The organism is Pseudonocardia cypriaca (genome assembly GCF_006717045.1).
Lineage (GTDB): Bacteria > Actinomycetota > Actinomycetes > Mycobacteriales > Pseudonocardiaceae > Pseudonocardia > Pseudonocardia cypriaca.
The window spans coordinates 1,447,113-1,473,481 of the sequence record NZ_VFPH01000002.1 but is presented as its reverse complement, the minus strand read 5'-3'; the positions used below and the strand labels follow the sequence as shown (position 1 = coordinate 1,473,481).

General features: G+C 71.2%; 27 protein-coding genes and 1 pseudogene. 15 read left to right on the top strand and 13 right to left on the bottom strand.

The features are described from left to right. The first annotated feature begins 128 nt into the window (after positions 1-128). From FB388_RS24655 to FB388_RS24635, 5 genes are read left to right on the top strand one after another with little or no spacing between them, the layout of a single operon-like run. Positions 129-1,715 carry an ABC transporter substrate-binding protein gene (locus FB388_RS24655; protein WP_142104549.1) on the top strand — a complete coding sequence of 529 codons (1,587 nt, stop codon included), beginning with the start codon at positions 129-131 and terminating at the stop codon, positions 1,713-1,715. Further along, positions 1,705-2,733, top strand: coding sequence for an ABC transporter permease (locus FB388_RS24650; protein WP_211362206.1), 1,029 nt, complete (start codon positions 1,705-1,707; stop codon positions 2,731-2,733). The genes FB388_RS24655 and FB388_RS24650 overlap by 11 nt, the downstream gene beginning before the upstream one ends. After that, the gene (locus tag FB388_RS24645; protein ID WP_142104547.1) at positions 2,730-3,614 is read left to right on the top strand and encodes an ABC transporter permease; all 885 of its coding nucleotides are present in this window, start codon (positions 2,730-2,732) and stop codon (positions 3,612-3,614) included. The genes FB388_RS24650 and FB388_RS24645 overlap by 4 nt, the downstream gene beginning before the upstream one ends. Then, entirely contained in the window at positions 3,611-4,426 is an 816-nt protein-coding gene (locus FB388_RS24640; protein WP_142104546.1) for an ABC transporter ATP-binding protein, read from the top strand. Before FB388_RS24645 ends, FB388_RS24640 begins: the two co-directional genes overlap by 4 nt. Then, positions 4,423-5,244, top strand: a complete 822-nt coding sequence (locus tag FB388_RS24635; RefSeq protein WP_142104545.1) for an ABC transporter ATP-binding protein — start codon at positions 4,423-4,425, stop codon at positions 5,242-5,244. The genes FB388_RS24640 and FB388_RS24635 overlap by 4 nt, the downstream gene beginning before the upstream one ends. A 36-nt stretch (positions 5,245-5,280) precedes the next feature. On the opposite strand, the gene FB388_RS24630 is transcribed toward FB388_RS24635, so the two are convergent. Further along, positions 5,281-6,102, bottom strand: a complete 822-nt coding sequence (locus tag FB388_RS24630) for a polysaccharide lyase family 7 protein (protein ID WP_142104544.1) — start codon at positions 6,100-6,102, stop codon at positions 5,281-5,283. 72 nt (positions 6,103-6,174) lie between these two features. On the opposite strand from FB388_RS24630, the gene FB388_RS24625 reads away from it, so the two are divergent. After that, on the top strand, positions 6,175-7,008 hold the full coding sequence (locus tag FB388_RS24625) for an SDR family oxidoreductase (RefSeq protein WP_142104543.1): 834 nt from the start codon (positions 6,175-6,177) through the stop codon (positions 7,006-7,008). A gap of 37 nt (positions 7,009-7,045) precedes the next feature. Beyond that, complete coding sequence (locus tag FB388_RS24620) at positions 7,046-7,693, top strand: cytidylate kinase-like family protein (protein ID WP_142104542.1); 648 nt, start codon at positions 7,046-7,048, stop codon at positions 7,691-7,693. A 194-nt stretch (positions 7,694-7,887) separates the two neighbouring features. Here FB388_RS24620 and FB388_RS24615 read toward each other — a convergent pair whose 3' ends face one another. Next, the gene (locus FB388_RS24615) at positions 7,888-8,538 is read right to left on the bottom strand and encodes a hypothetical protein (RefSeq protein WP_142104541.1); all 651 of its coding nucleotides are present in this window, start codon (positions 8,536-8,538) and stop codon (positions 7,888-7,890) included. Between the two features lie 390 nt (positions 8,539-8,928). Here FB388_RS24615 and FB388_RS24610 point away from each other — a divergent pair, with 390 nt between their 5' ends. After that, on the top strand, positions 8,929-9,150 hold the full coding sequence (locus FB388_RS24610) for a hypothetical protein (protein ID WP_170225814.1): 222 nt from the start codon (positions 8,929-8,931) through the stop codon (positions 9,148-9,150). A gap of 12 nt (positions 9,151-9,162) precedes the next feature. On the opposite strand, the gene FB388_RS24605 is transcribed toward FB388_RS24610, so the two are convergent. From FB388_RS24605 to FB388_RS24590, 4 genes are all read right to left on the bottom strand, one after another. After that, positions 9,163-9,486 carry a DUF732 domain-containing protein gene (locus tag FB388_RS24605; RefSeq protein ID WP_142104539.1) on the bottom strand — a complete coding sequence of 108 codons (324 nt, stop codon included), beginning with the start codon at positions 9,484-9,486 and terminating at the stop codon, positions 9,163-9,165. Between the two features lie 64 nt (positions 9,487-9,550). Next, entirely contained in the window at positions 9,551-9,967 is a 417-nt protein-coding gene (locus tag FB388_RS24600; RefSeq protein WP_142104538.1) for an Rv1352/Rv1906c domain-containing protein, read from the bottom strand. A gap of 1,234 nt (positions 9,968-11,201) precedes the next feature. Then, positions 11,202-12,341, bottom strand: coding sequence for an ABC transporter substrate-binding protein (locus FB388_RS24595; RefSeq protein WP_142104537.1), 1,140 nt, complete (start codon positions 12,339-12,341; stop codon positions 11,202-11,204). A gap of 68 nt (positions 12,342-12,409) precedes the next feature. Then, a complete protein-coding gene (locus FB388_RS24590) occupies positions 12,410-13,279 on the bottom strand; it encodes a DMT family transporter (RefSeq protein ID WP_142104536.1) in 870 nt (289 codons plus the stop codon). A gap of 182 nt (positions 13,280-13,461) precedes the next feature. On the opposite strand from FB388_RS24590, the gene FB388_RS24585 reads away from it, so the two are divergent. Together FB388_RS24585 and FB388_RS24580 are read left to right on the top strand one after the other, a co-directional pair. Further along, positions 13,462-13,773, top strand: a complete 312-nt coding sequence (locus tag FB388_RS24585; protein ID WP_142104535.1) for a hypothetical protein — start codon at positions 13,462-13,464, stop codon at positions 13,771-13,773. A gap of 36 nt (positions 13,774-13,809) precedes the next feature. Further along, the gene (locus FB388_RS24580) at positions 13,810-14,910 is read left to right on the top strand and encodes an LLM class flavin-dependent oxidoreductase (RefSeq protein ID WP_142104534.1); all 1,101 of its coding nucleotides are present in this window, start codon (positions 13,810-13,812) and stop codon (positions 14,908-14,910) included. 68 nt (positions 14,911-14,978) lie between these two features. Here the strand turns inward: FB388_RS24580 and FB388_RS24575 are convergent, their stop codons facing one another. Further along, positions 14,979-15,620: a nucleoside/nucleotide kinase family protein gene (locus FB388_RS24575; protein ID WP_142104533.1), complete on the bottom strand. Its 642-nt coding sequence runs from the start codon at positions 15,618-15,620 to the stop codon at positions 14,979-14,981. Continuing rightward, positions 15,617-16,483 (bottom strand): sugar phosphate isomerase/epimerase family protein, encoded by an 867-nt coding sequence (locus tag FB388_RS24570; RefSeq protein WP_246122363.1) that lies wholly within the window; start codon positions 16,481-16,483, stop codon positions 15,617-15,619. The genes FB388_RS24575 and FB388_RS24570 overlap by 4 nt, the downstream gene beginning before the upstream one ends. A 145-nt stretch (positions 16,484-16,628) precedes the next feature. Between FB388_RS24570 and FB388_RS24565 the strand changes: the two genes are divergently transcribed. The 4 genes from FB388_RS24565 to FB388_RS24550 are packed head-to-tail and all read left to right on the top strand — an operon-like array spanning position 16,629 to position 21,340. Beyond that, positions 16,629-17,999, top strand: a complete 1,371-nt coding sequence (locus FB388_RS24565; protein ID WP_246122361.1) for an ABC transporter substrate-binding protein — start codon at positions 16,629-16,631, stop codon at positions 17,997-17,999. 16 nt (positions 18,000-18,015) lie between these two features. Next, entirely contained in the window at positions 18,016-18,969 is a 954-nt protein-coding gene (locus FB388_RS24560; RefSeq protein WP_142104531.1) for a carbohydrate ABC transporter permease, read from the top strand. Continuing rightward, a complete protein-coding gene (locus FB388_RS24555; RefSeq protein ID WP_142104530.1) occupies positions 18,966-19,874 on the top strand; it encodes a carbohydrate ABC transporter permease in 909 nt (302 codons plus the stop codon). The genes FB388_RS24560 and FB388_RS24555 overlap by 4 nt, the downstream gene beginning before the upstream one ends. Continuing rightward, positions 19,871-21,340, top strand: coding sequence for a mannitol dehydrogenase family protein (locus FB388_RS24550; RefSeq protein ID WP_142104529.1), 1,470 nt, complete (start codon positions 19,871-19,873; stop codon positions 21,338-21,340). The genes FB388_RS24555 and FB388_RS24550 overlap by 4 nt, the downstream gene beginning before the upstream one ends. 69 nt (positions 21,341-21,409) lie before the next feature. On the opposite strand, the gene msrA is transcribed toward FB388_RS24550, so the two are convergent. Continuing rightward, positions 21,410-21,928 (bottom strand): peptide-methionine (S)-S-oxide reductase MsrA, encoded by a 519-nt coding sequence (gene msrA, locus FB388_RS24545; protein WP_142104528.1) that lies wholly within the window; start codon positions 21,926-21,928, stop codon positions 21,410-21,412. 182 nt (positions 21,929-22,110) lie between these two features. Here msrA and FB388_RS24540 point away from each other — a divergent pair, with 182 nt between their 5' ends. After that, complete coding sequence (locus tag FB388_RS24540; RefSeq protein WP_211362205.1) at positions 22,111-22,479, top strand: hypothetical protein; 369 nt, start codon at positions 22,111-22,113, stop codon at positions 22,477-22,479. A gap of 10 nt (positions 22,480-22,489) precedes the next feature. On the opposite strand, the gene FB388_RS24535 is transcribed toward FB388_RS24540, so the two are convergent. The 4 genes and pseudogenes from FB388_RS24535 to FB388_RS24520 all read right to left on the bottom strand — a co-directional run bounded on the left by FB388_RS24535 (position 22,490) and on the right by FB388_RS24520 (position 26,302). Continuing rightward, entirely contained in the window at positions 22,490-23,554 is a 1,065-nt protein-coding gene (locus tag FB388_RS24535; RefSeq protein ID WP_142104527.1) for a cyclase family protein, read from the bottom strand. Positions 23,555-23,601: 47 nt separating this feature from the next. Further along, complete coding sequence (locus FB388_RS24530) at positions 23,602-24,570, bottom strand: pirin family protein (RefSeq protein WP_142104526.1); 969 nt, start codon at positions 24,568-24,570, stop codon at positions 23,602-23,604. Positions 24,571-24,581: 11 nt separating this feature from the next. Next, positions 24,582-25,271 (bottom strand): annotated as a pseudogene (locus tag FB388_RS24525) (NADPH-dependent F420 reductase); the annotation flags it as partial. Next, positions 25,265-26,302, bottom strand: a complete 1,038-nt coding sequence (locus tag FB388_RS24520; protein ID WP_142104525.1) for an LLM class flavin-dependent oxidoreductase — start codon at positions 26,300-26,302, stop codon at positions 25,265-25,267. The gene FB388_RS24520 and the pseudogene FB388_RS24525, both read right to left, overlap by 7 nt. Positions 26,303-26,369 lie beyond the last annotated feature (67 nt).

Below are 26,369 nucleotides of genomic sequence, written 5' to 3'. Positions count from 1 at the left end.
GGCCATTCGGGTCGCTACTGGACGAACTGCAGCCAATGTCGCATGATACCCGCCGAATCGTCCAGTGGACGCGAGTTCGCAGCGCCGACCGCGAGCTGGTGGCGAGACAGTTCTGCGTGGAGGTGCACATGTTCGGTGCGAGGCGTTCCGGAGCGCTCGCCGCCGCGGTGGCGGTCGTGCTCGCCGTGGCGGCCTGCGGCTCGGGAGGGTCCGCGGGCCGGTCCGGCCCGACCCTGGTGATCGACTCGACGTTCGACCTCAAAACCGTCGACCCGGCCCGCGAGTACGAGCTCACCGGGCAGATGCTCACGCACGGGATGTACGAGACGCTGCTGACGTTCGAAGGCGACGACCTCGGCACGCCCGCGCCGGGCCTCGCGTCCGCCTACGAGCTGTCGCCCGACGCCAGGACGCTCACCCTGACGCTCGCCACGGGGCGGGTGTTCTCCGACGGCAGCCCCGTCACCGCCGACGACGTCGTCTTCTCGCTGCAGCGGGTGATCGGCGTGAAGGGCAACCCGTCGTTCCTGCTCGACGGCGTGACGGTCGCCAAGAAGGACGACTCGACGGTGGTGCTCACCAGCGCCGAGCCGAACGCCGCCCTGCCGTACATCCTGCCCAACCCGGCACTGTCGATCGTCAACTCGAAGGTCGTCACCGCCAACGGCGGCACCACGGACGACAAGGACGGCGCGGAGAAGTTCCTCAACGGGACGTCGGCGGGGTCCGGGCCGTACATGCTCAAGTCGCTGGACGTCGCCAGCCAGGCGGTGCTCGCGCGCAACCCCGCGTACAACGGGCCGGCCGAGCCCGCGTACGACACCATCGTGATCCGCAACGTGCAGGCCGCCACCCAGGTGCTGAACGTCCAGAAGGGCGATTCGCAGGTGGCGCTCGACCTGTCCGGCGACCAGGTCAGCGGGCTCGACCAGGGCAAGTTGACCGTCACCAGCGGCCCGTCCGCGTACACGATCTTCCTGTTCCTCAACCAGGGCGCGGACATCTCCACCGCCACCAGCAACCAGCAGTACGTCTCGGCCGTGAAGAAGGCCATCGACTACGCGGGCCTGCTGCAGGTCGCCGGCGCCGGGTCGGTGCAGCCGGCGAGCATGATCCCGACGATGATCACGGGCTCGCTGCCTGCCGGCGAGGCGCCGAAGCAGGACCTGGCGGGTGCCGCTGCCGCGCTGGCCGCGAGCGGCGTCAACGGCCAGACGCCGAAGCTCGCCTACCCGAGCGACTTCACACTCCTCGGGCTGAGCTTCCAGACCATCGCCGAGCGGCTGCAGTCGCAGCTGGCCGCCGCCGGCATCACGGTCGAACTGGCACCGGCGCCGGTCGCGACCGAGCTCGACAACTACCGCAACGGCAAGGAGGAGATGGGGCTCTGGTACTGGGGCCCGGACTTCCCGGACCCGTCCAACTACCTGGCCTTCGCCCCGGACGGACTGATCGGCAAGCGCGCGAACTGGCCGGCGAGCGCCGCGCCCGACATCGACCGCGCCGCCAAGGCCGCCGCATCTGTCGTCGACCCGGCGGAGCGCGCGAACCTGTACCAGGAGTTCCAGCGCAGTCTGAACGCAGGCGGGCCGTTCATCCCGCTGGTCCAGCCGGCCACCAACATCGTCACGGCGAAATCGGTGACCGGCGCCGCCTACAACCCGATCTGGACGCTGGACCTCGGCGCCGTCGGTGCGGCCGCCGGTGGTCAGTAACCCGCTCGCCCGGTACCTGCTGCGCCGGCTCGGGGTCTCGGCCCTGCTGATCGTCGGCGTCACGCTGGTGACGTTCGTGCTCACGAACCTGGTGCCGGGCGACCCGGTCGCGGCCAACCTCGGGCAGCGCGCTGCGGAGAACCCGGCCACGGTGGCGGCGTACCGGGCGCACTACGGGCTCGACCGGCCGCTGCCCGTCCAGTACGCGACCTACCTGGGCAACCTCGTGCGAGGCGACCTCGGTGAGTCGCAGCAGACGCACCGGCCGGTGCTCACCGACCTGCAGTCGGCGGTGCCCGCCACGCTGGAGATCGCGATCGGCGCGATCGTGCTGTCGGTGCTGATCGGCGTCGGCTTCGGCGTCATCGCGGCCGTCCGGCGCGGGCAGCTCACCGACAGCGCGCTGCGGGTGGTGTCGCTGGTCGGCATCTCGGTGCCGACGTTCTGGCTCGCGCTGGTCGCGTTCTACGTCTTCTCCTTCCAGCTGGACCTCGCGCCGGGTTCGGGGCGCCTCGCGCCCGCGACCACAGCACCGCCGCACGTCACCGGCCTCTACACCCTCGATGCGCTCCTGGCGGGGGAGTGGGAGACGTTCGGCGACGCCCTGGCGCACCTGACGCTGCCCACGCTGGTGCTGACGCTCTACACCGTCGGCCTGCTCACCCGCTTCACCCGCTCCGCGGTTCTGGAGGTCCTGGAGCAGGACTACGTCCGGTCGGCGCGCGCCAAGGGCCTGCCCGGCCGGACCGTGCTCTTCCGGTACGTGCTGCGCGCGGCGATGGTGCCGATCCTGACGGTGGTCGGCCTCGCCTTCGGCGCGCTGCTCTCGGGAACCGTGCTGGTGGAGGAGATCTTCGCCTGGCCCGGTCTCGGGTCATACGCCTACCAGGCCGCGTCCCACCTCGACCTGCCCGCCGTGATGGGCGTCGGGCTGTTCGTCGGCATCATCTACCTGGTGATCAACCTGGTCGTCGACCTGCTCTACGGGGTCATCGACCCGCGGGTGCGGATCTCATGAGCACCGTCGCCGACGGGCCGCTGCGCGCCCGGTTCCGGGCGCGGATCCCGCAGGCGTGGCGAACCCCGCTGGGCATCACCGGCGCCGCGGTCGCGCTGGTGTGGATCCTCATCGCCGTGCTGGGTCCGGCGCTGTGGCCGCACGACCCGCTCGTCCAGGACTTCCCGCGCCTGGAGGCGCCGAGCGGTGCCCACTTCTTCGGCACCGACGAGCTCGGCCGCGACGTCTTCAGCCGCGTGCTGGCCGGCGCGCGGGTGACGATGCCGCTGGCCGTCCTGCTCGTCGCGCTCTCGGTGCTGATCGGCGGCGTCCTCGGGCTCGCCGCGGGCTTCTTCGGCCGGTGGGTCGACGAGACCGTGATGCGCCTGACCGACCTCGTGATGGCGTTCCCGACCGTCATCCTCGCGATGGTGGTGGCGGCGTCGCTCGGTGCGAGCCTGCTGAACGCGGTGCTGGCGGCGCTCGTCGTCTCATGGCCCGCATACGCGCGCGTCACACGCGGGCTGGTGGTGGGCATCCGGCAGGCCGACTTCGTGCTGGCCGACCGCCTGCTCGGCTTCTCGCCGCTGCGGTCGCTCGGCACCGACATCGTCCCGATGGTCACCGGTCCGGTGCTGATCCTCGCCAGCCTGGACATCGGCACGGCGACGCTCCTGCTGTCCGGGCTGTCGTTCCTCGGGCTGGGCGCGAAGCCCCCCACCGCGGAGTGGGGCTCGATGGTCGCGGCGGCGATCCAGAACTTCGACTCGTGGTGGCTCGGCGTGTTCCCGGGCCTCGCGATCCTGACCGTGGTGATGGCCTTCAACTTCCTCGGCGACGCGCTGCGCGACGCCCTGGACCCGCGCACGGCCGGTGTACTCGGGAAGGCGGAGACCCGGTGACCGCGCTCCGGATCAGCGGTCTCACGCTGCGGATCGGGGAGACCGAGATCCTGCGAGGCGTCGACCTCGACCTCGACGAGGGCCGGATCCAGGGCCTCGCGGGCGAGTCCGGCTCGGGCAAGACGATGACCGGGCTGGCGGTCATGGGCCTCCTCCCGGACCGCGCGCGGGTCGGGGGCAGCATCACGTTCGGCGGGCGCGACCTGCTCGCGCTCACGCCGCGAGAACGCAACGACCTGCGCGGCACCGAGATCGCGATGGTCTTCCAGGACCCGTCGACGAGCCTGCACCCCATGCTGTCGGTGGCCACGCAGCTCACCGACCACCTGCGCCACCACCTCCGGCTCGACAAGGCCGCTGCGCGCGCCCGCGCAGTGGAGCTGCTCGAACGCGTGCGGATCCCGGATCCCGCCGGGGCCATGCGCCGCTTCCCGCACCAGTTCTCCGGCGGGCAGCGCCAGCGCATCGCCATCGCGATCGCGCTGGCCTGCTCGCCGTCCGTCCTCATCGCGGACGAGCCGACAACCGCCCTCGACGTCACGGTCCAGGCCGGGCTGCTGCACCTGCTGCGCGACCTGGCCCGCGAGATGGGCCTCGCCGTGCTGCTGGTGACCCACGACCTCGGCGTGATGAGCGCCGTCGCCGACCGGGTTGCGGTGATGCGCGACGGCGCGCTCGTCGAGAACGGGGAGCGCCACCAGGTGTTCACCGCGCCGACGCACCCCTACACCGCGTCGCTGCTGGCGAGCCTGCCCGGGGCGGCGGGCGGCGTCCGGACCCTCGACGACGTGCGCGCCCTGGAGGAGTCGTGACGCTGCTGGAGGTCGAGGGCCTCGAGGTGGTCTACCGCGGCCGGCCGCCCGTGCGCGCGGTCGACGGCATCGATCTCTCCGTCGGCGCGGGCGAGGTGCTGGGGCTGGTCGGGGAGTCCGGGTGCGGCAAGTCGACGGTGGCGCGCGCGATCTGCGGGCTCGTCACGCCGGCCGCGGGCACCGTGACGTTCGACGGCAGCCCGGTCGCGCCGCTCGGGCTGCGGCGCCGCCCGGTCGAGCTGACCAGGGCCCAGATGGTGTTCCAGGACCCGTACGGCTCGCTGCACCCGCGGCGGCCGGTCGGCGCCCAGATCGGCGACGGCGTCCGAGCCGCCGTGGCCCGCGGCGCCGAGGGGTCCGAGCCGGGGTGGTGGCTGGAGCGGGTCGGGCTGGACCGCGCCGCCGCCCGCCGCTACCCGCACGAGTTCTCCGGTGGCCAGCGCCAGCGGATCGCGATCGCGCGGGCCCTCGCCGCCCGCCCCGACCTGCTGATCGGCGACGAGCCGATCTCGGCGCTCGACGCGTCGACGCAGGCGATCGTCGCGGCGCTGATGCGCGACCTCGCCGTCGAGAGCGGCGCGGGCCTGCTCTTCATCTCCCACGACCTCACGGTGGTGCGCCTGATCGCCGACCGGCTCGCCGTGATGTACCGGGGCCGGATCGTCGAGTCCGGGCCCGCCGGCACGATCTGGGACGACCCGCAGCACCCGTACACCCGAGCCCTGCTGGCCGCCGTGCCCCTGCCCGACGGTTCCGGGACGATGCCGGAACCGCCGGTGGACGGGGTGGAGTTCCCGCTGGAGCCGGTCCTGCGGTGATGCGGTGCCGATGCTCTCGGGTGCCCTGACGGCAGCTCAGGAGCCGCTGGACTCGGCGATCTTGTAGAAGGTGACCCGCCCGCCGTCGTCGGCGCCCTGCGCCGAGTCGGCCTGCTGGTAGTCGCCGACCTGGAAGCGGACCGTCTGACCCTGGAACGCGGCCGGCACCTGCGCGGTGATCTGCTGGGTGTTGCCGGCGTGGCTCGCGCCGATCGTCATCGAGCCGTTGCCGTCGTCGGTGATCGTGATGTCGAAGCGGTCGTTCAGCGGCACCCCGGTGAGGAGGGAGAAGGCCTGCTTCTCGTCCCCCTTGTGCTGCTGCTTGACCACGACCCGGATCTCCCCGTCCCGGTAGTGCAGCATCACGTACGGCACCGAGCTGATGTCGTCGGCACCGTGGATCTGGCCGACGATGATGTCCTTCGAGTCCCCCGGCACCTGGTTCACCGCGAGCGACGCCTCGAGGGTGTGCTCGCCGTCGGTGCCGGCCTTGAAGTTGGTGAGGCTGTTCAGCTCGGTGCGCGGGTGGTCGGAGTTCTTGGTGGTTGCGCCTTCGGCAGGGGCCCAGAACGTGAGGCTGCCGTCGGGGCCCGCGGTCAGCCACGGCTCCGTGAGCTCTGCGGGCTCCACGCTCGCGGCGTTGCCGCTCTTGCCCTCCGTGGGGAGTGTCAGCTTCCAACCCTCGAGGTCGATCGAGGTGCTGCCGCCTCCTCCACCACCACCGCCGCCTCCGGCAGGCGGTTCCGGTCTGAACACGCCAAGGGCCAGCCACAACAGCCCGCCGCCGACGACGAGGGCTCCCACGACGATGGCCAGCGTCCGGCGGTTGGCCGTGCGGTTGTCTGTTGGGAGAGCCATGCGGGCGATCGTACGGACGGGTTCTTGAACGCCCGCTGAGTTCGCACGGTGGAGCGGCGATACTCGATGACCATGAGCGCTCTGAAGGACAAGGTCTGCCTGGTCACCGGCGCGGGGAGCGGCATCGGCACGGCCACCGCCGTCACGCTGGCCGCTGAGGGTGCGGTGACCGTGCTCGTCGGCCGGCGCAGGGGCCTGCTCGACGAGGTCGCGGCCACCATCGCCGCGGCCGGTGGCACCGCGCACGTCGCCCCCGCAGCGGTCGACGACCCCGCACAGGTCAGCTCGCTGGTCGACGGGGTCCGCGAGCGGGTCGGACCGGTGGACGTGCTGGTCAACGTGGCCGGGGTGTCGTCGAAGGCGCGCAACGCCCAATGGCTCTCCGACGACGACTGGGACCACGTGCTGCGGGTCAACCTGAGCGGGGTGTTCGCCCTGACCCGGGCCGTCCTGCCGGACATGCTCGCCCGCGGCACAGGCACCGTGATCACCGTGTCGTCGATCGCGGCGGTGCGGCCCGGCCTGCTCAGCGGCCCGGCCTACGGCGCCGCGAAGGCGGGTGTCGTGAACTTCATGAACTACCTCAACGCCTCGTACCGCAACGAGGGCATCCGGGCCACCTCGATCCTGCCCGGGGAGGTCGACACCCCGATCCTCGACAACCGCCCGAAGCCGCCCTCGGAGCAGGAGCGTGCCACGATGCTCCGCGCCGAGGACGTCGCGGCCGCCGTGCTGCTCGCCGCGTCGCTGCCGCAGCGTGCTGTGGTGGAGGAGCTGCTGATCAACCCGACGCACCAGCGCGACCTCTCCGGCGACATCGAGGCGTCCCGGTGGGCCGGTGCCCCGGATGCCGTTCGCCCGGACGGGCGTACGTCTCCGGCTGCCGAGGAGCCCCGTTTGATCTAACCTTGTCGCCCCGGGTCTTCACGGATGGAGGCCAGTCATGCGACAGGTCGTCACGATCTCCGCCAGCTACGGTGCCGGGGGCGCGTTCGTCGGCCCGGCGGTCGCCGAGCGGCTCGGCGTGCCCTTCCTGGACCGGGCGATCCCGGTCGCGGTCGCGAACGACCTCCGCATCCCGCTCGAGGACGCCCTGAGCCGGGACGAGCAGGTGCAGGGCTGGCTGACGCGCGTGCTGTCGGCCGCAGCCCCCGCGTCGGCGGACTGGATGATCGGCGTCACCCCACCGCCGGGAGCGCTGCTGCCCGACGCCCACGTCAACGCCTGCACCGAACGCGTCATCCGGGCGGGCATCCGCGAGCACGGCGGGGTGATCCTCGGCCGGGCGGCCGCGATCGTGCTCCGCGACCACGCCAACGCGCTCCACGTGCGGCTCGACGGCGACCCGGACCGCAGGGTCCACCAGGCGATGACCCTGCTCGGGGTGGGCGAGCGGGAGGCGCGGGACGCCATGGACCGCAACGACAACGCCCGCACCGCTTACGTGCGGCACTTCTACCGCACCGACCCCGCGCGCCCGGAGCACTACCACCTGGTGCTGGACAGCACGCGGATCCCGCTGGAGGACTGCACCGAGATCATCGTCAAGGCAGCGGAGGCCCGCAGCAGGGTCCACGCCGAGCCGGCGTAGCCGGCGGGGCTGCCGCCTGTGCGTTCCGCGGAACGCAGTCGGTGCTGTTGTAATGGGGAAGCGCTCCGGTCGGTGCGCCGAACCGCTGATGAGGGCTTCGGGTGCGTTCCGCGGAACGCACTACGGGATACGAAACCGCAGGTGAGAGGCCCAGGGGTCGCCCCAGCGCCGTGACGCCGGGCGCGGGTGGCGAATCAGCCTGGGACCGCGTCGAGGCAGAATTCACTTGCGGCGAGCGACACCCCGAGCTGCGCAGGCGCATCCGCCGCGGGGTAGATCGCCACCAGCAGATCCCCGGCCCTCTGGCCCGCCCGCATCCCCGTGCACATGTAGTACGCCAGACTGCGGGCGGCGTCCACAGTCGCTTCCGCGACGGAGATGTCAAGCCGCTCCATCATCGCGGTCTGCATATGCAGATCCACCGTCTGCTGGAAGTCGCTGCCCTTCACGACCCACGATTCGAGAGGTGGAGCGGGCGGCAGCGGCGTGACGGCGCTCGCCGCCCACGGTGTGGTGGGGCAGAGGTGCGCTTTGGCCTGGTCCACCACGATCTCGGACGGCCGCAGCGGCCACGGCTTCGGCGGAGCCATCATCTTGGCAATCATCTGCCCCCGAGTCGTCCTCGGCGCCTCCCCGCAGATGGCTAGGCCCATTCGCAGCTTCTCCCCGTTGGTCGAAGACCACTGGATGCCCGGCCCGTCCGCCACCTCCGTGAGAAAGGCCCGTTCGGTGGGCGAGAAGGCGGGCGCGGCCTGCCCCGCCACGGCCGGACCAGCGCAGCCGCCCACGACGGCGGCGACGACGAGCGCGAGCAGGGCGAGGCCGTAGTTCCGGGTGATCACCACGCTCGCCTCCCGACACCGTGAACAGGAGGTCGGCGAACCCGAGCCGCTCGTTACCGGCCCGGCCGAGCCGACGAGCCTCGCGGGACCCGAGCGCCTTTGCGGCCCGCACGACCTCGCCCACGCGCCACGGGTTCGACGGGACCCCGTCCGCTGAGGCGTTTCGTGCGGCGGGATGACAGCGACGCGTTCCCGGGCCGGGACACCTGGTCTAGGGGGCAGCGCCGAGCAATCGCGGAGCAGCTTTCGAGCCCGGCGCCTGTTTTCGCAAGTAGCGCCGATGTCCAGGCGAGGCCAAACGCGAGTCTCTAGCGGGTAGTCGGCGGCCTGCTCGCCCAGACGAGGGTGAGCAGCCGGTCAGCGGCGCGCCACGTGACCTTGCAGCACCACCACATGAGCAGCAGCAGCCGCCAGCACGGCATCAACCTCCAGCCGATGATCAGCCAAAACATGACGCCGGGACGGCTCGACTTGCGGCTGCCGCCGATCCGCGTGTTGCAGGAGAACGGGCTGGGGGAGTGGGATATGCAGGTTCAGCGGCAGGGGTTGGTTCCTTCTGCGCATGGTGAGCGGGCGGTGCCCGGGATGAGACCGGAGTGCCCGGGGCGCCGCTAGATCTCGCCTAGTTCAGCGCGGACACAAGTAGGTGGTTGCCGCAAATACGATCTTTTTGGCCGACTCAAGGCTGATGCCCGCCATGCCCTGCACGGACTCGATCATCTGCGGTCGGGAAATCCCGGCCTTGAGGGACGCGCAGATTGCGTATCCCCCTGTAGTGCGGCATCCGGGTTCATGGACGGATACGCGGCGAGGAACGCCGATTCGGCCGGTGTGTACTTGGACGGCGCGGCGGTCGTCGTCGGCGACGACGCGGTAGCCGCCGATGACGGGGTGGACGTGGCGACCGGTTCGGCCGGTGCCGGTCGACCGGCGGTCGTCGTTGTTCCGCATCCCACCAATGCCGCGAGGAGGAGAACCGCGAGGATGAGCGGCGCTGTGTCGTGGTGGCGGCTCATCAGTCGGCCTTTACCCAGTCCGCACACCCCTGGGACTCGAAATATCCGTCGGATTCTTTGATGGTGACGGTGACGGGACCCTTGCTGTTGTTGTTGTCGAGAATGTCGCCCACGGATCCGTCGCCAGTCTTGAGGCGGGCGTGATAGCAGTTGCCGAAACCGCTGGGGGCGGGGCCGGACGTCTTGTACTTGCCGGGGACGATGTCGACCCCGACCTCCCACGTGCCGTCCCCAAATGTTGTCAACGGCCCCGAGGGTGCGGGCGGCGCCGGGGCAGGCAGCACGGTGGCGGCGGGGGCAGCGACGCTGCCGGACGCGGCGGAGAGGTTCGTAGGCAGTGTGGGGTTCGTGGCGATGCCGATCGCGACGACCAGGACGAGCGTCACAAGCATGCCGAGGGGCATCCCGAGGAGCACCCACGGCCACCGGCGAGGCCGAGCGGGGGGCGGGGCCGGAGGCGGGTAGGGAAGGTGACCGTGCTGCGGGTGGTTCATGGCACTCCTGCCGGGTGCGGGTGTGGTTGGGGGAGCCAGCGGACGTTCATCGCCACTGGCACTCGGGGCCGGTGGCGGGGTCGTTACCGACAGTGAGCCCTCGCATCGCGCATCGCCTGCTCGTAGCCCGTCGACGAGCGCCGCGAGCACCCGCCTCGCGTCGGGCTGAGATCGAGGCTGTTCATCGGGAGTGGGTTGCGCACGACCGGCCTGTTCATGACCGTTCGGGCTCACCGTCACCCCGGACGGGCAGCGCCGCGTGTGGCTGGACGAGCCCGTGAGCGCGCACACGTGGGAGCTGCTTCGTGATGGATTACGTCACCGGTTCGGCTCTGCACACGCGGCAGGTCCGGATCTCCTCGCGTGAGAGGTATCTCCCACGTGAGCTCCGCCGCGGCCGGTGATCAACTCGATGATCTGGCCGTGGGAACGCGTGGGACCTGGGCGGCGCAGAGCTGCACTCTGCTGTCACTCCCATGGTCACGTTTGACACTGATTGTCCCAGGTGAGAGCGCCTCGCCCGGCACGACACCACACGTCACGTGCCCTCTATGGGAGTTCCGCGGAACGCGCGCGGGTGCCGTCGTGGTGCCGTTGTGGTGAGGAATCGTTGGTAGGCGCGCCGTCCCCGGCTCGGGCCTCCCCGCCTCACCAAGCCGCCCACGGCTGCTGATGTGGCGATCTGGTTGGTCTCTCCTCTCCCCGCACCTCATGGAGATGGCCTGGTTGGCATCACCACCGAATTCTGTGGTTGCGCCGGCGGTCGTTACCGACGCGGCGGCACGGCGGACCCGACAAACGCGTCGCCTGGGTGCCACGCAACCGGCTGTGGTCCCGTTCCCACACCACTAACCCCGGTGAGACGGGCATGATCAGCGGAATCGGGACATGAGCCGCACCTCATGCAGCTCGGCGCGCCCACCGGCGGCTTGCTGGACAGACCAAGCCGACGAGAACCGACCAACAAAGGCAGGAACCATCGCGCACCATGATCCGAACTGCCGGTTGCCCATGTCTGTCGCCACGACCATGGACACCCGATACACCGGATCATGAACACCAAGATCGCGAGTATCGGTCGTCCACGGCTGTCGCCACAGCCATGGACAACCGATACAGCGGATCAGCGGCAGACCGCGGCGCGTCGCCCCCCGGACTACGTGACCGATGGGCCCGGGTGCAGCCCGAGCCAGCCGGAGCTCGGCGGGCCCTGGACCTCGCCGAGGTACAGCGTGAAGCTCTTCCGCCAGCGCTCGACCTCGGCGCGGTCGGCCATGAACTGGTCGAAGTGGTCGACGTGGGCGTTCGGGTGGTCCCAGATCGGCTTCAGCCCGCCGGCGGGGGTGACGTCGGTGCGCACCGACCAGCCGGTGTACGCGGCCTCCTGCACATCACGGGAGAGGTGCCAGTTCAGGTAGAGCTTCGCGGCGGCGGGGTGGGCGGCGCCCGCGAGGATCGCTGCGCGCTGCCCCCAGGCCAGGAACGGGACGTCGTCGGTGGCGACCCAGCGGGTCGGGGAGCCCGGCGCCGCGTTCAGCGTTCCCGCACCGCCGATGCCGATGGCCTTCTGCCCCTCGGCGACCGCGGCGACCGGCGCGTGGGTGCCGCGGGCGAACTGAACGTCCTGGGTGGAGAGCCTCGCCACCCAGTCCCAGCCGTACTCGTGCACGTACTGGCGGTAGAGGAACAGGACGGCGTCGTCGTCCTGCGGGTACGACGACGCGATCCGCCCCTTCCACCGCGGGTCGACCAGGTCGGGCGGCGCTGCGGGGGCGGCGGCGCCGACACTCGCGTTGTCGTACACGAAGCTCAGGGCGTTCACGGCGATCGCGAGCCACGCGCCGTCGGGGTCCTTGAACGCGTCGTGCAGGTCGGAGAAGCCCGCCGGCTTGTACGGCAGCAGCAGGCCCTCCTCCTTCCAGGAGGGGAAGTCGTGCAGCGTGTGCAGCTGCACCACGTCGGGGACGAGGGAGCCGGTCGCGATCTGGTTGTCGACGCGGACGTCGTGGAACTTGCTGTAGTCGACCACCGTGGTCAGCGACATGCGGGGGAAGCGGGCCAGGAACGCCTGCCCGGTGGCGTCGTGCTCGGTCGCGGTGGCCCCACCGGCGTACACGACCAGGTGGCCGCCCTCCGCCACGGCGTCGGCGTACAGCTGGTCGAGAGACCTCGTCTCCTCCGGGGCGTCCGGCGCGGAGCGGGAGGCCAACGGGCTGGTCACGGGCCTGGCGCAGGCCGCGAGCGACGCGCCGAGCGCGGCCGCCCCGAGCACCTGCCGCCTGCTGAACGTGGTCATCCCGGTCCTCCCACCTGCCGGGGACGCTACGTCCGGGGCAGGCCCGGGGCCGGTGCCGAACCGGGAAATCAGCCGATCGGGGCGGGCTGCCTCGGGGCGGGTGTCGCGGTGGGTCGGGTGGAGAGCAACCCGACCCCGACGCAGGTGATCAGCCCGCCGGTGATTCCGAGGGCGAGGCGGATCGGGGTGGTGCCGAAGGGTTCGCCGAGCACGAGCATGCCCAGCGCGCCGGCCGTGAACGGGTCGAGCAGGGTGAGTACCGCCAGTGGTGCGCCGAGCCCGCCGTCGCGGTAGGCGTGCTGGGCCAGCACGGTGCCGAGGCAGACCACGACGACGCCGACGGCGATCCGCTGGGGTTCGAGGTGCCCGAGGATGATGGTCTTGGCGGTGGCGGAGGTGAACCCGAAGCACACCGCGGCTGCGGCGGCGTACGCGATGGCCGAGCCGCGGCGGTGGTGGCCGGCGCCGAGGGCCAGTGCGGCGCCCACGGCGGCCGCGACGACCGCGGCCAGCACGGCGGCGGTGGGCCAGTAGCCGGTGGTGGCGTGGATCTTGTTGGCGGTGTGCAGGGCCTCGTGGGGGACGGCGGCGAGCACCGCGGGCAGCCCCATGACCACGCAGGCGGCGCCCGCCCACGAGCGGGTCGGCACCGGGCTTCGGCCCAGCCGCGAGCCGATGAGCAGGGCGATGACCAGGGTGGACACCCCGATCGGTTGGACCACGACCAGCGGTCCGGCGGCGACAGCGCCCAGGTGCAGCAGGGCGCCGACGATCGTGGCGCTGATCGCGGCCCACCAGCCGCGACGGCGGACCAGCCGGGCGACCAGGGCCACCCCGCCCGCCTGCTGCAGGGACGCTTCCCGTTCCTGCAGCACGGCCGACAGCGCGTAGCAGACCGCCGAGGCCACGGCGAGCACGACGGCGATCTGCAGGGACACGGGGGCAACAGTACGAGTCGGCTTGTCCGCTCAGGCGAACCGGCCCGGCCGGAACCCGGTCGAGCAGCGGGTGCCGGGCGCTCGTGACGATCTCGTCGGTGATCAGCTCGCCCGCGATCGTCCACCGCGGGTCCGTCGGCCCGACGGCGTAACACCATCCGGTCGTCCGGCGCCTTCATATTGTGATCCGCAGCTTCGTGGCCCAGCCGTACCCGTTGTTCGCGATCGTCGTCGTCGCAGGGCGTCTCGAGCCGTACGTCGGACGGGTCGTCGGGTGGGAACGGGTCGAGGACGAACCTGCAGGGCTCCTCGCGCCGGTCCTCACCCTTGGCGCGAGGACCTTCGTGCCGGGTGTGGCGGACCACGTCGCGTACGAGGACTCGCGCGAGTCGGCCGAGCGGCGCGCCTCCGTCCTCGCCGGGGCGGTCCGGCAGGCCGAGGACGAGGTGCGCGACGAGGGTCCGGTGCCCGAGCAGCGCACGCACGCGGGATAGGGGACACGCGCGCCGGAAACCTGCGACCATCCGACGATGCCGAGAACAATCACCGACGGGAAGGCCTTCAAGCTGGGGCTGTTCTCCGCGAACTGCTCGTCGGGGCTCGCGGTGACCCGGATCCCCGAGCGCTGGTCCGGCAGCTGGGAGGACAACCTGCGGCTCGCGCGCCTGGCCGACGACGTGGGGATCGACTTCCTGCTGCCCATCGCGCGGTGGATCGGCTACGGCGGGGAGACCAACTTCCACGAGGGCGTCCTCGACCCGGTGGCGTCCGCGGCGGCCCTCCTCGCGCACACGCGGCGCATCACCGTGTTCTCGACGATCCACACCGCGTTCAACCACCCCGTCGTGGCGGCGAAGCAGCTCGCCACGGTCGACCAGATCGGGGAGGGGCGGGCCGGCGTCAACATCGTGGCCGGTTGGAACGAGCCGGAGTACCGCGCCTTCGGCGTCGAGCTGCCGTCCGACCACGACGACCGCTACGCGCTGGCGCAGGAGTGGTGGGAGGTCGTCCGGTCGATCTGGACCGAACCGGGCTCCTTCGACCACGAGGGGCGGTTCTTCGCCCTCCACGGCGTCGAGGGCATGCCGAAGCCGTACGACGGGGTGCTGCCGGTGCTCAACGCGGGCTCGTCGACGCAGGGCCGCGGGTTCGCCGCCCGCAACGCCGACTTCGCGTTCACGATCGTCGGAGGGCCGGAGGACGGCGCGGAGGTCGTGCGGACGGTCCGTGAGCGCGCCGAGCGGGAGTACGGCCGTTCGGTGGGCGTGTTCACGCTGGGCCACGTCGTGTGCCGCCCCACCCGCCGGGAGGCGCAGGACTACCTGCACCACTACGCCGACGAGAACGCCGACTGGGCGGCCGTCGACAACCTCATGCGGCTGCAGGGCCTGCACGCCCAGTCGTTCACCCCGGAGATGCTCGCGACGTTCCGGGCCCGCTTCGCGGCCGGTCACGGCAGCTGCCCGCTCATCGGCACCCCCGACGACGTCGCGGACGAGATCGAGCGGTTCCACCGTGCGGGCTTCGGCGGGATGACGCTGTCCTTCGTCGACTACGTCGGCGAGCTCGAGTACTTCGCCCAGGAGGTCCTGCCGCGACTCGAGACCAAGGGCATCCGGCCGCCGATGTGATCAGGCCGGCTCGGGGCGAAGCTGGTGGCGAAGTTGCCCGGGTCCACGTACGCGATCGCCGCGAGCCACTACTCGACGAGGAGCGCCTCCAGGACCGGTGCGGGGACGACCAGGTCGGCCCGCTGACGCGTGCCCTCGACCAGCCGAGCGTTCGGCTCGTCCACGGTGGTCACCCAGGCCCGGGCCCGGTCCGGTGGCTTGCCGAACGTGACGTGCCGGGCGATGAGCTGCTCGAGGCGTACGTCCGGGCGGGGGTCGCAGAACCAGATCTCGTCGAGCTGTGCCGCCACCTCGGGCCAACGGCCGGACTCGACCAGCAGGTAGTTGCCCTCGGTGAGCACGAGCCGGGCGGCGCGTGGCACGGGGATGGCGCCCGCGAGCGGCTGCTCGAGGTCCCGCTCGAAGGCCGGCGCGTAGATCACGTCCTCGGCGTCGGCCCGGATGCGGCGGAGCAGGGCGACGTAACCGCCCACGTCGAACGTGTCGGGCGCCCCCTTCGCGCCGAGGCGCCCGATCGCGCGCAGGGCGACGTCGGCGAGGTGGAACCCGTCCATCGGCACGTGTGCCACCTGCTCTGGGGGAAGCTCGCGCAGGAGCGCCTCGACGAGCGTCGACTTGCCGGCGCCGGGGCTGCCGGTGATGCCGAGGATCGCCCGGCCCGGCCCTGCGGCGAGCGCGGCGGCACGGGCGACCAGGTCGTCGAGCGTCACCGTGGGCGGGCGGCGGCCAGTTGCCCGGCGATGAACGACCGGGCGTGGGCGGCGAGGTCGGCGCCGTCGGACCACAGGTTGCGCCACACCGCGAGGTCGCTCGACAGCCCCGGTGAGACGACCGCCGAGGAGAACGACTCGAACGTGATCGGGCCGGTGTAGCCGACGTCGGCGAGCGCGTGGAAGAAGGCGCCGAAGTCGAGGTGCCCGGAGCCGAGGTAGCCGCGGTGGTTCTCGCCGATGTGCACGTAGCCGAGCCGGTCGCCCACCTCGTGAACCGGGCGGACGAGGTCGTCCTCCTCGATGTTCATGTGATAGGTGTCCAGGTGGATCATGACGTTGTCGGCGCCGATGTCGTCGGCCAGCCGCAGCGCGTCGTGCGCGGTGTTGATCACGTGGGTCTCGTAGCGGTTGCAGATCTCCAGGCCGAGCGTCATGCCGTGACCCGCGGCCTCGGCAGCCAGCTCGCGCAGCACCCGCACCACGTTGGCCCGCCCGCCGTCGGTCAGGGGAGTGGAGTACTTGCCGAGTGCGCTGTACAGCGCCCCGGTGAGGATCGTTCCGCCGAGCTCCCGGGTGGTCGTCAGGGAGTCGGCGAGCAGCTGCGCGCCGCGGTCGACGACGGCGGGGTCGGTGCTGGAGACGTCGGCGTCGAACGCGAGCCCGCGCGAGCACGCCACTCCGATGCCCGCCCGCTCGAGCTCGGCCCTCGCGGCCGCGGTGTCGAGCTGCTTCGCGTCGTGGAGCGAGAGCTCCAGCAGGTCGTAGCCGGCCGCCTGCGTGCGGCTCACCGCCTCGCTCAGGGCGGACGGGGTGGTCTCGCCCACCCACACGAGTGCGTGCACGCCGATGGGATTCGTCACGCGGGTGATCCTCGCACGGCGATCCAGGGCGGGAAGTCGCTCATATGAGCGCAGCAGCGCACAGTTCGACGACTTTCCTTGACCGCCCGATGGCGGCAGCCAACAATCCGAGCCCTGCGTGTGGTCCTGGTCCTCAGGAGGAACCTTGTCCGGACATCGTGGGTGGCGTCGTGGCCGCCTCACCGCTGGTTTCGCGGTTGCAGCACTGGTGCTCGCCGGCTGTGCCGGGGCGGGCGGTGGAGGCGGTGGTGGCGGCGGAGAAGCCATCAGCGTCCTCATGGTCGGGAACCCGCAGATGGAGGACATCCAGAAGCTGACCGCCGACAACTTCACGAAGCAGACCGGGATCAAGGTCAACTTCACGATCCTCCCGGAGAACGAGCTCCGCGACAAAGTCACCCAGGACATCGCGACCGGCGCCGGCCAGTACGACGTGGTGACGATCGGGGCCTACGAGGTGCCGATCTGGGCGAAGAACGGCTGGCTGCACGAGGTCACGAGCTACACCGAGGGCGACGCGAACTTCGACAACGCCGACCTGCTGCCTGCGATGGTCGAGTCGCTGTCGGGGGAGGACGGGAAGCTCTACGCCGTGCCGTTCTACGGCGAGTCGTCGTTCCTCATGTACCGCAAGGACGTGTTCGAGGCCAAGGGCCTCACGATGCCGGAGCGCCCGACCTGGGACCAGGTGGCGCAGTTCGCGGCGCAGGTCGACGGCGCCCAGCCGGGCATGCGCGGTATCTGCCTGCGCGGTCTTCCCGGCTGGGGTGAGCTGTTCGCCCCGCTCACCACGGTCGTCAACACCTTCGGCGGCACCTGGTACACGAAGGACTGGCAGGCGCAGGTCAACGCGCCCGAGTTCCAGGCGGCCACGAAGTTCTACGTCGACCTCGTGCGCGCGCACGGCGAGCCCGGTGCGGCGCAGGCCGGCTTCACCGAGTGCCTGAACGCGATGAGCCAGAACCAGGTCGCGATGTGGTACGACGCGACGTCCGCGGCGGGTTCCCTGGAGGACCCGAGCGTCTCGAACGTCGCCGGCAAGATCGGTTACGTCTACGCGCCCGTCAAGGAGACGAAGACCTCCGGCTGGCTGTGGGCGTGGGCATGGGCGATGCCGCAGGACTCCAAGAACGCCGACAACGCCGCGAAGTTCATGCTGTGGGCGTCGAGCAAGGACTACGAGACGCTGGTCGGCCAGCAGCTCGGGTGGGCCAGGGTGCCGGCCGGCAAGCGCACCTCGACCTACCAAATCCCGGAGTACAAGCAGGCCGCCGCGGCGTTCGGGGACATCACCCTGAAGGCGATCCAGGAGGCGGACCCTACCAACCCGGGCGTGCAGCCGCGGCCGACCGTCGGCATCCAGTTCGTCGCGATCCCGGAGTTCGCCGACGTCGCGACGAAGGTCTCGCAGGACGTCAGCGCCGCGATCGCGGGCGACGGGGACGTCGGGCCCGCCCTGCAGAGCGGTCAGCAGCTCGCCCAGACCGCGGGCGACAAGTACAAGTCCCCGAAGTGACGGTGGCGGTGCCGAGATGACGACGCTGGCACCACCCGCCGGTGCGGTCCGCACTCCCGGGCCGCACCGGGGCGCAGGCGAGAGCAGGTGGCGGCGGCGGGCGCCGCTGCTGCCGGCCCTCGTCTTCGCGATCATCGTCACGCAGCTGCCGTTCGTGGCGACGCTCGTGCTCTCGACCTTGCACTGGAACATCCTGCGTCCGGGCGAGGAGAGCTTCGCGGGGCTCGCCAACTACGGGGTCGTGTTCACCGACGCCCGCCTGCGGGCCGCCGTGGTGAACAGCGTCGTCCTGACGGTGTCGGTGGTGCTGCTCAGCCTGGTCGTCGGGCTCGTGCTGGCGGTGCTGCTCGACCGCAAGTTCATCGGACGGGGCCTCGCGCGCACCCTGCTGATCGCCCCGTTCCTGGTGATGCCGGTCGCCGCCGCGCTGCTGTGGAAGCACGCGATCTACAACCCCACCTACGGGTTGCTCAACGGCACGCTCAACGGGATCGCCCAGCTGTTCGGCGATCGGGGGCCCACGATCGACTGGGTGTCGACGTTCCCGATGGCGGCCGTGGTGATCGCCCTGGTCTGGCAGTGGACGCCGTTCATGATGCTGATCCTGCTCGCGGGGCTGCAGTCCCAGCCCGGCGAGGTGCTGGAGGCCGCCAAGGTCGACGGCGCCTCCGGCGTGCAGACCTTCCGCTACATGACGCTGCCGCACCTGCGGCAGTACATGGAGCTGGGGATCCTGCTCGGATCGGTCTACGTGGTGCAGACCTTCGACCACATCTTCACGATCACGCAGGGCGGGCCGGGCTCGGCCACCACCAACCTGCCCTACGAGATCTACCTGACGATGTTCCGCAAGTACGAGTACGGCGAGGCTGCGGCCGCCGGCGTCGTCGTGGTGGTCGGCACGATCGTCGTGGCGACGTTCGCACTGCGGCTCATCTCCTCGCTGTTCCGGGAAGAGGTTGGACGATGACCGTCGATGTCGGCGCCGGCACCGCGGAGCGGACGGACGTCGCGCAGCCCCAGCCGGCGCGGCAGCGCAGGCGGCGGGTCGAGGACACCAGCACCGGGGCGAAGGCGGGCCCGGTCTGGACGTTGGTGGCGTGGATCCTCACGCTGTTCTTCTTCGCCCCGGTCGCGTGGATGGTGCTGACCTCGTTCCACCGGGAGGCCGACGCGGCGAGCAACCCGCCGAAGGTGCTCGCGCCGCTCACGTTCGAGCACTACGGCGAGTTGTTCGGCCGCAACATCGCACCGTTCCTCATCAACTCGGCCACCGCGAGCGTCGTCTCGACCTTGCTCGTCCTGCTGCTCGCGGTGCCGGCGGCGTACGCCCTGTCGATCAAGCCGGTCCAGAAGTGGACCGACGTGATGTTCTTCTTCCTGTCCACGAAGTTCCTGCCGCCGATCGCGGCGCTGCTGCCGATCTACCTGATCGTCAAGCAGGTCGGGATGCTCGACAACGTCTACACCCTGGTCATCCTCTACACCTCCATGAACCTGCCCATCGCGGTCTGGATGATGCGGTCGTTCCTGGCCGAGGTGCCGACGGAGATCCTGGAGGCCGCCGAGGTCGACGGGGCCGGCCTGATCACCACCCTGTGGCGGGTGGTCACACCCATCGTCCTGCCCGGCATGGCTGCCACGAGCCTGATCTGCTTCATCTTCAGCTGGAACGAGTTCATGTTCGCGGTCAACCTCACGGCAACCGTTGCCTCCACGGCCCCGGTCTTCCTGGTCGGGTTCATCACCAGCGAGGGGCTCTTCCTCGCCCAGCTGTGCGCCGCGGCCACGCTGGTGTCGCTGCCCGTCCTCATCGCCGGGTTCGTCGCGCAGGACAAGCTCGTGCGCGGCCTGTCGCTGGGAGCGGTCAAGTGACCGCGCTCGGCGCGAGGGCGCTGGCCTCACTCGACCCGGCCGTCGCGGTTCCCTCGTACGACCGCGGGGCCGTCCGGGCGGGGATCGTGCACTTCGGCGTGGGCGCGTTCCACCGCGCCCACCAGGCGATGTACCTCGACCGCCTGATGAACGATGGCAAGGCGCTCGACTGGGGCATCTGCGGCGTCGGCGTACTGCCCGGCGACCGGCGGATGCGGGACGCTCTGCAGGCGCAGGACCACCTCTACACCCTGGTGACCAAGCACCCGGACGGGACGTTCGAGCCGCGCGTCATCGGGTCGCTCGTGGACTACCTCTTCGCCCCGGACGACCCGGAGGCGGTGATCGAGAAGCTGGCCGACGAGGCCACCCGCATCGTCTCGCTGACCGTCACCGAGGGCGGTTACAACTTCAACGCCGTCACCGGCGAGTTCGACGCGACCAACCCCGACGTGGTGCACGACCTGCAGCCGGGCGTTGCGCCGCGCACGACGTTCGGCCTGATCACGGAGGGGCTGGTCAGGCGGCGGGAGCGCGGCCTCGCGCCGTTCACGGTGCTGTCCTGCGACAACATCCAGGGCAACGGCGACGCGGCGCGCAAGAGCTTCAGCGCGTTCGCCGCCCTGCGCGACCCCGAGCTCGGCAGGTGGGTGCAGGACGACGTCGCGTTCCCCAACTGCATGGTCGACCGCATCACCCCGGTCACCACCGACGACGACCGGGCCGAGATCGCCAGGCGGTTCGGCGTGGAGGACCGCTGGCCGGTGGTCTGCGAGCCCTTCACGCAGTGGGTGCTGGAGGACTCGTTCCCGCTCGGAAGGCCCCCGTTCGAGGACGTGGGCGTGCAGGTCGTCACCGACGTCGAGCCGTACGAGCTGATGAAGCTGCGGCTGCTCAACGCCAGCCACCAGGCGCTCTGCTACTTCGGCTACCTCGCGGGCCACCGGCTCGTGCACGACGTGTGCCAGGACCCGCTGTTCGCGAACTTCCTGCTCGCCTACATGGAACGCGAGGCCACGCCGACGCTCGAGCCGGTGCCCGGCGTCGACCTCGGGGAGTACAAGCCCAACCTGATCGCCCGGTTCTCCAACCCGCACGTCCGCGACACCGTCGCGCGGCTGTGCGCCGAGAGCTCCGACCGCATCCCGAAGTGGCTGCTACCGGTGATCCGGCACAACCTCGCGCACGGCGGCGAGATCACCAGGTCCGCGGCCGTCGTCGCGAGCTGGGCCCGCTACGCCGAGGGCGTCGACGAGGAGGGACAGCCCATCGAGGTGGTCGACCGGCTCGCGGACCGGCTCACGGCCGCCGCGCGCCGGCAGCGCGACGACCGGCTGGCCTTCCTCGCCGACCGCGAGGTCTTCGGCGACCTGATCGACGACGAGCGCTTCACCAGCGTCTACCGCCGGCACCTCGACTCGCTCTACGAGCACGGCGCCCGGGCGACGCTGGAGAAGCTGGCGTGAGCGGCTTCCCGCTCAGCGCCCCGGTGATCAAGAGCCACTCGCCGGCAGCCCGGGACGAGTGTTGTGACCTCAGCTCTGCCCGGAGGTCGCCGCTCGCCGCGGGAGGACCCAGCCGGGCCGCACCCAGTGGCAGGTGTAGCCGTAGGGGTGCTTCTGGAGGTAGTCCTGGTGCTCCTCCTCGGCCTCCCAGAAGTCGCCGGCAGGCTCCACCTCCGTGACGACCTTCCCGGGCCACAGACCGGAGGCGTCGACGTCGGCGATCGTGTCGCGGGCGACGCTCTCCTGCTCGTCGCTGGTGTAGTAGATCGCCGACCGGTAGCTGCGCCCGACGTCGTTGCCCTGGCGGTCCTTGGTGGTCGGGTCGTGGATCTGGAAGAAGAACTCCAGGATGTCGCGGTAGCTGATGACGTCGGGGTCGAAGACGATCTCGACGGCCTCGGCGTGGTCGCCGTGGTTGCGGTAGGTCGCGTTCGGCGTGTCGCCGCCCGAGTACCCGACGCGGGTGGAGACGATGCCGGGTCGGGCCCGCAGCAGCTCCTGCGCTCCCCAGAAGCAGCCGCCCGCCAGGATCGCGCGCTCGGTCGCCATCGTGATCGCCTCCTCGATGCAGGTTCTTCGCGTATCTCGCGTCCTGCCCCTTCCAGCAACGGGTGTGGGCCGGCCTCTGTTCCGGCGTCGGTCATATGGGTGTGGCGCCCGGACCGTCCGCACGGGTAGACATGACCATGGCATCGAGGCCCCGATCGGCCGGAGTCCGGCAGCGTTCACTCATGGTCTGGCGGGCGCTCAGCGCGCTCTTCCTGCTCGCGATGGGCGGGCTCCACCTCTACCTCGTCTTCAACGGCACCGGCGGCATCCTCGGGATCCTCTTCACGCTCAACTTCGTCGGCGGGCTCGTGCTCGCGATCGCCATGCTCGTCGTCCGGGGGTGGCTCCTGCCGGTGGCGAGCGTGCTGAGCCTGCTGTTCCTGGTGGGCACGTTGCTCGCGCTCGTGCTCGCGCTGACCGTCGGGCTGTTCGGCATCCAGTCCAGCCTGAGCTACGACCTCGCGCCGACCACGCTCGTCGTCGAGTCCATCGGCGCCGTCGTGCTCGCGGTGACCACGGTGCTGGTGCTGCGGGCGCGCCGCGGCATCTGATCCGGCGGCGTCACACCGTCGCGATCGGGGTCACCGGTGAGCCGACGGCGCCAGGCAGGCGGAGCGGGGGAGCGGTGAGCAGGAAGCGGGAGCGGCCGGCCGCACGCAGGTGGGCCGCGAGGTCGGAGATCCACCACAGCTCGCCGAGGTGCACGCCGAGCCGGAACAGGCACAGCTCGTGGAGCGGCAGTGCCGGCTCGTCCTGCAGCTCGTGGTCGGGAGGGAAGGCCTCGACGGCGTAGTTGTCCGCGGCGATCGCGGCGACGCCGCTGTCGCGGATCCAGTTCTGCAGGTCGGGGTCCGCGCCGTCGAGGACGGCGCACACATCGAGCGAGTCGGGGTCGGGCTTGCCGTGCTGGGCGGCCAGGAGGCGGGTGAACCCGGTGTGCAGCACCAGTAGGTCGCCGGGCTCGACGACGACGTCGTCGGCGTCGAGCACCCGAGAGAGCGCCTCGTAGCCGACGAGCGTGCGCTCCGTGCCGAAGTGGGCCTCGAGGTCGACGAGCACGGCCCGGCCCTGGACGCCGTGGCGTGCCATGTGGCTGATGTCGACGGGGCCGGCGTTCGAGGTCGAGGCGGTGCCCTCGGTGGCGCCGTCGACGCGGCCGAGACTGCGGATGCCGGCCAGCTCGAGGTCGTCCGGGCCCACGACGTCGGTCCCGGCGCGCCACCCGTTGTAGAAGACGCGTTCTGCGGTTCCGTCGCCGTCGGCGTCGAAGTGGGAGCCGGCGTGGCCGAAGGCGTCCCACTGCGTGGAGTACTGGGTGTGCAGCACGACGAGGTCGTCGCACATGACGTCGCTGGCGCCGGGGAAGGCGATCATCATGTCGCAGTTGAAGCCGATGGCGCCGGACCGCAAGGTGGGCCGCAGGACGGGCGGGAGCCGGTTCGGGTTGAGCACCGCGCCGCCGGGCAGGTTCAGCGGCAACGAGAGGCAGAACGTGACGCCGTCGCGCACCTCGGCCACACCCTTGCGGACCTGATCCGGTCCGACCAGGTTGAGGCGTCCCATGCGGTCGTCCTGGCCGAAGTCGCCCCAGGTCGAACCCTCCGGCCGGTTGCGCCAGCGCGCCATCGTCGCCCCCTTCGTCGCTCGCGGTGTGATCGATCCCGATTATCGGATCATCGTCGGCGCCGTGGGGTGATCCGGGCGTTGGGCAGAACGGGTGCAGGGAGCCGGCCAGGCGTTCCGGCGTAGCCGTCGATGCGGCCGAACTGGTCGGACTCGCGTTCCCACGCCTCCCGGAACGCCACGATCTCGTCGTGGCTGCGGGCCACGAAGTTCCACCACATCACGATGTCCTCGGCGAACGGGGCGCCGCCGAGGAGCAGCACGCGAGCCGGCTCCGGGCCGGGGTTGGTCAGCTCCAGGCTCGCTGCGCCGCAGGGCAGGTAGCCGAGCTCGGCGCGGGCCAGTTCGGTGCCGGCGAGCGTGACCGTGCCGGTGTCGACGAGGACGCCGTGCTCGTGGGTCGGGTCGACCGCGAGCGCGATGCGGGCGTGGCCGTCGAGGACGATCTCGGCGCCGAGCAGCGAGGTGAAGGTCGGCACGGGCGAGGTCTCGCCGGCGAGGGTGCCGAGGAACACGCGTGCGGTCGCACCGCCGAGGTCGATGGGTGACGGGATGTGGTGGTGGAAGGCGCGTGCGGCGCGGCGGTGCGCGTCGGGCAGGGCGACCCACAGCTGCACGCCGTGCAGGGTCATGACGCCGGGGGTCGAGACCTCGGAGTGGCAGATCCCGTGCCCGCCGGTCATCAGGTTCAGCTCGCCGGGCCGCACGATCGCGTGCGTGCCGAGGCTGTCGCGGTGCTCGACCTCGCCGGTGAACAGCCAGGTCACCGTCTGCAGGCCGGTGTGCGGGTGCGGGGGCACATCCATCCCCGCGCCTGCGACGTCGTCGGGGCCGTAGTGGTCGGCGAAGCACCACGCGCCGATGAGCGACCGCTCGCGCTGGGGCAGCGTCCGCCGGACCGTCATCGCGCGGGGGCCGCCGAGCGGCACCTCACGGGCGGTCAGGACCTCGACCGTGCCGGTGCCGGGCTCGCCGCCGGGGCAGGTGAGCTCGGCCGGGAGCGCTTCGGTGTTGCTCATGGGCCAGTCCCTCAGGCGGCTTCGGTCGAGCGGGCTCGCGCGACGATACGGCCGCGCGGGGAGTCGGGGAAACGGTCGAGCACGGCGCGCACCTCGTCGGCGGGGACGTCGGCGCCGAAGAGCTCGGTCCCGGGTTCGAAGCGGACGCCCTCGGCGAGCGGGCCGGCGACGACCGGGTCGAAGCCGAGCGCGTCGACGAGCCGGGTGACCGCGGAGACGTCGGCGGGATCGTCGCCCGCGACCGCGATGGCCTTCCGCCCGGGCGTCCCCGCGGGGCGGGCCTCGGCCTCGAGGTCGTGGTACCCCATGTGGTTGAACGCCTTCACCACCCGGGATGCGGGCAGGAAGGCCTGCACGATCTCGCTGGAGGAGGTGCGGGGGTCGGTGAGGTCGTCGCGGACGCCGTCGGTCTCCCACCAGTGGTTCATCGCGTCGATCACGAGCTTGCCGCGCAGCGCGCCGGCGGGGATGGTCCGGTACCTGCCGAGGGGCAGGGCGAGTACGACGACGTCGGCCTGCGCGGCCGCCTCGGCGGCGGTGGTGGCGATCGCGCCCGGCGTGACCACCTCGACGATGAGGGCGATCTTCGCCGGGTCCCCGGAGCCGGCGACGAGCACGCGGTATCCGGCGGCGATGGCGAGGCGGGCGAGCACGGTGCCGACCTTGCCGGCCCCGAGGATGCCGATCGTGCGGATCACGACGTCTCTCCGAGGATGTCGCGGACCACGGGGATGACCTTGGTGCCGTAGAGCTCGACGGCCCGCAACCGCGCGCTGGTCGGCAGGGAGCCGGAGGTGTAGAGCAGGTCGAACCGGCCGACACCGAGTGCCCGTACGGCGCCGGCGATCTTGCGGGCCACGGTGTCGGGTGAGCCGACGTACATCGAGCCGTGCTCGATCTCCGCGTCGTACTCCTCGCGGCGCAGCGGTGGCCAGCCGCGCTGGGCGCCGATGCGGTCGCGGATGACCTTGTAGCGGGGGTAGTGGACCTCCTTGGCCTCCTCGTCGGTGTCGGCGATGAAGCCCGGTGAGTGCATGCCGATCGGCCACGCGGTGGTGCCCAGCTGTTCGGTGGCGCGGCGGTAGAGCTCGACGAGCGGGGCGAACCGCCCGGGAGGGCCACCGATGATCGCGAGCATGAGCGGCAGGCCGTAGCGGGCGGTGCGCACGATCGACTGGGGCGAGCCGCCGACCCCGACCCAGGTGGTCAGGCGCCCGGAGTCGGTCTTGGGGTACACGTCGGCGTCCTCGAGCGGGGCCCGCACGGTGCCGCTCCACGTGACCGGCTTCTCGTCGAGGAGCCGGACGAACAGGTCGAGCTTCTCCTCGAAGAGCACCTCGTAGTCGGCCAGATCGTAGCCGAACAGGGGGAACGACTCGGTGAACGAGCCGCGCCCCAGGATCACCTCGGCGCGCCCACCGGAGATCGCGTCCACCGTCGAGAAGCGCTGGAACACCCGCACCGGGTCGTCGGAGCTGAGCACGGTGACGCCGGAGCCGAGGCGGATGCGTGAGGTGCGGGCCGCGATGCCGGCGAGCACGGTCTCGGGGGTCGAGATCGCGTACTCCGGCCGGTGGTGCTCACCGAGCGCGATGGCGTCGACGCCGAGCTCGTCGGCGAGGGTGGCCTCGGTGACGACCTGCCGGATCGCCTCGGCGTGGGACACGAGGGCGCCGGTGTCGTCCTCCGGCACGTCACCGAAGGTGTCGAGCCCGAGCACGAGTTCGGTCATCGGAAGCTCCTCTCTTGTTGACGCATCTACATCTACTCCGAGTTTGGTGACGCGTCAACTTTCTTGG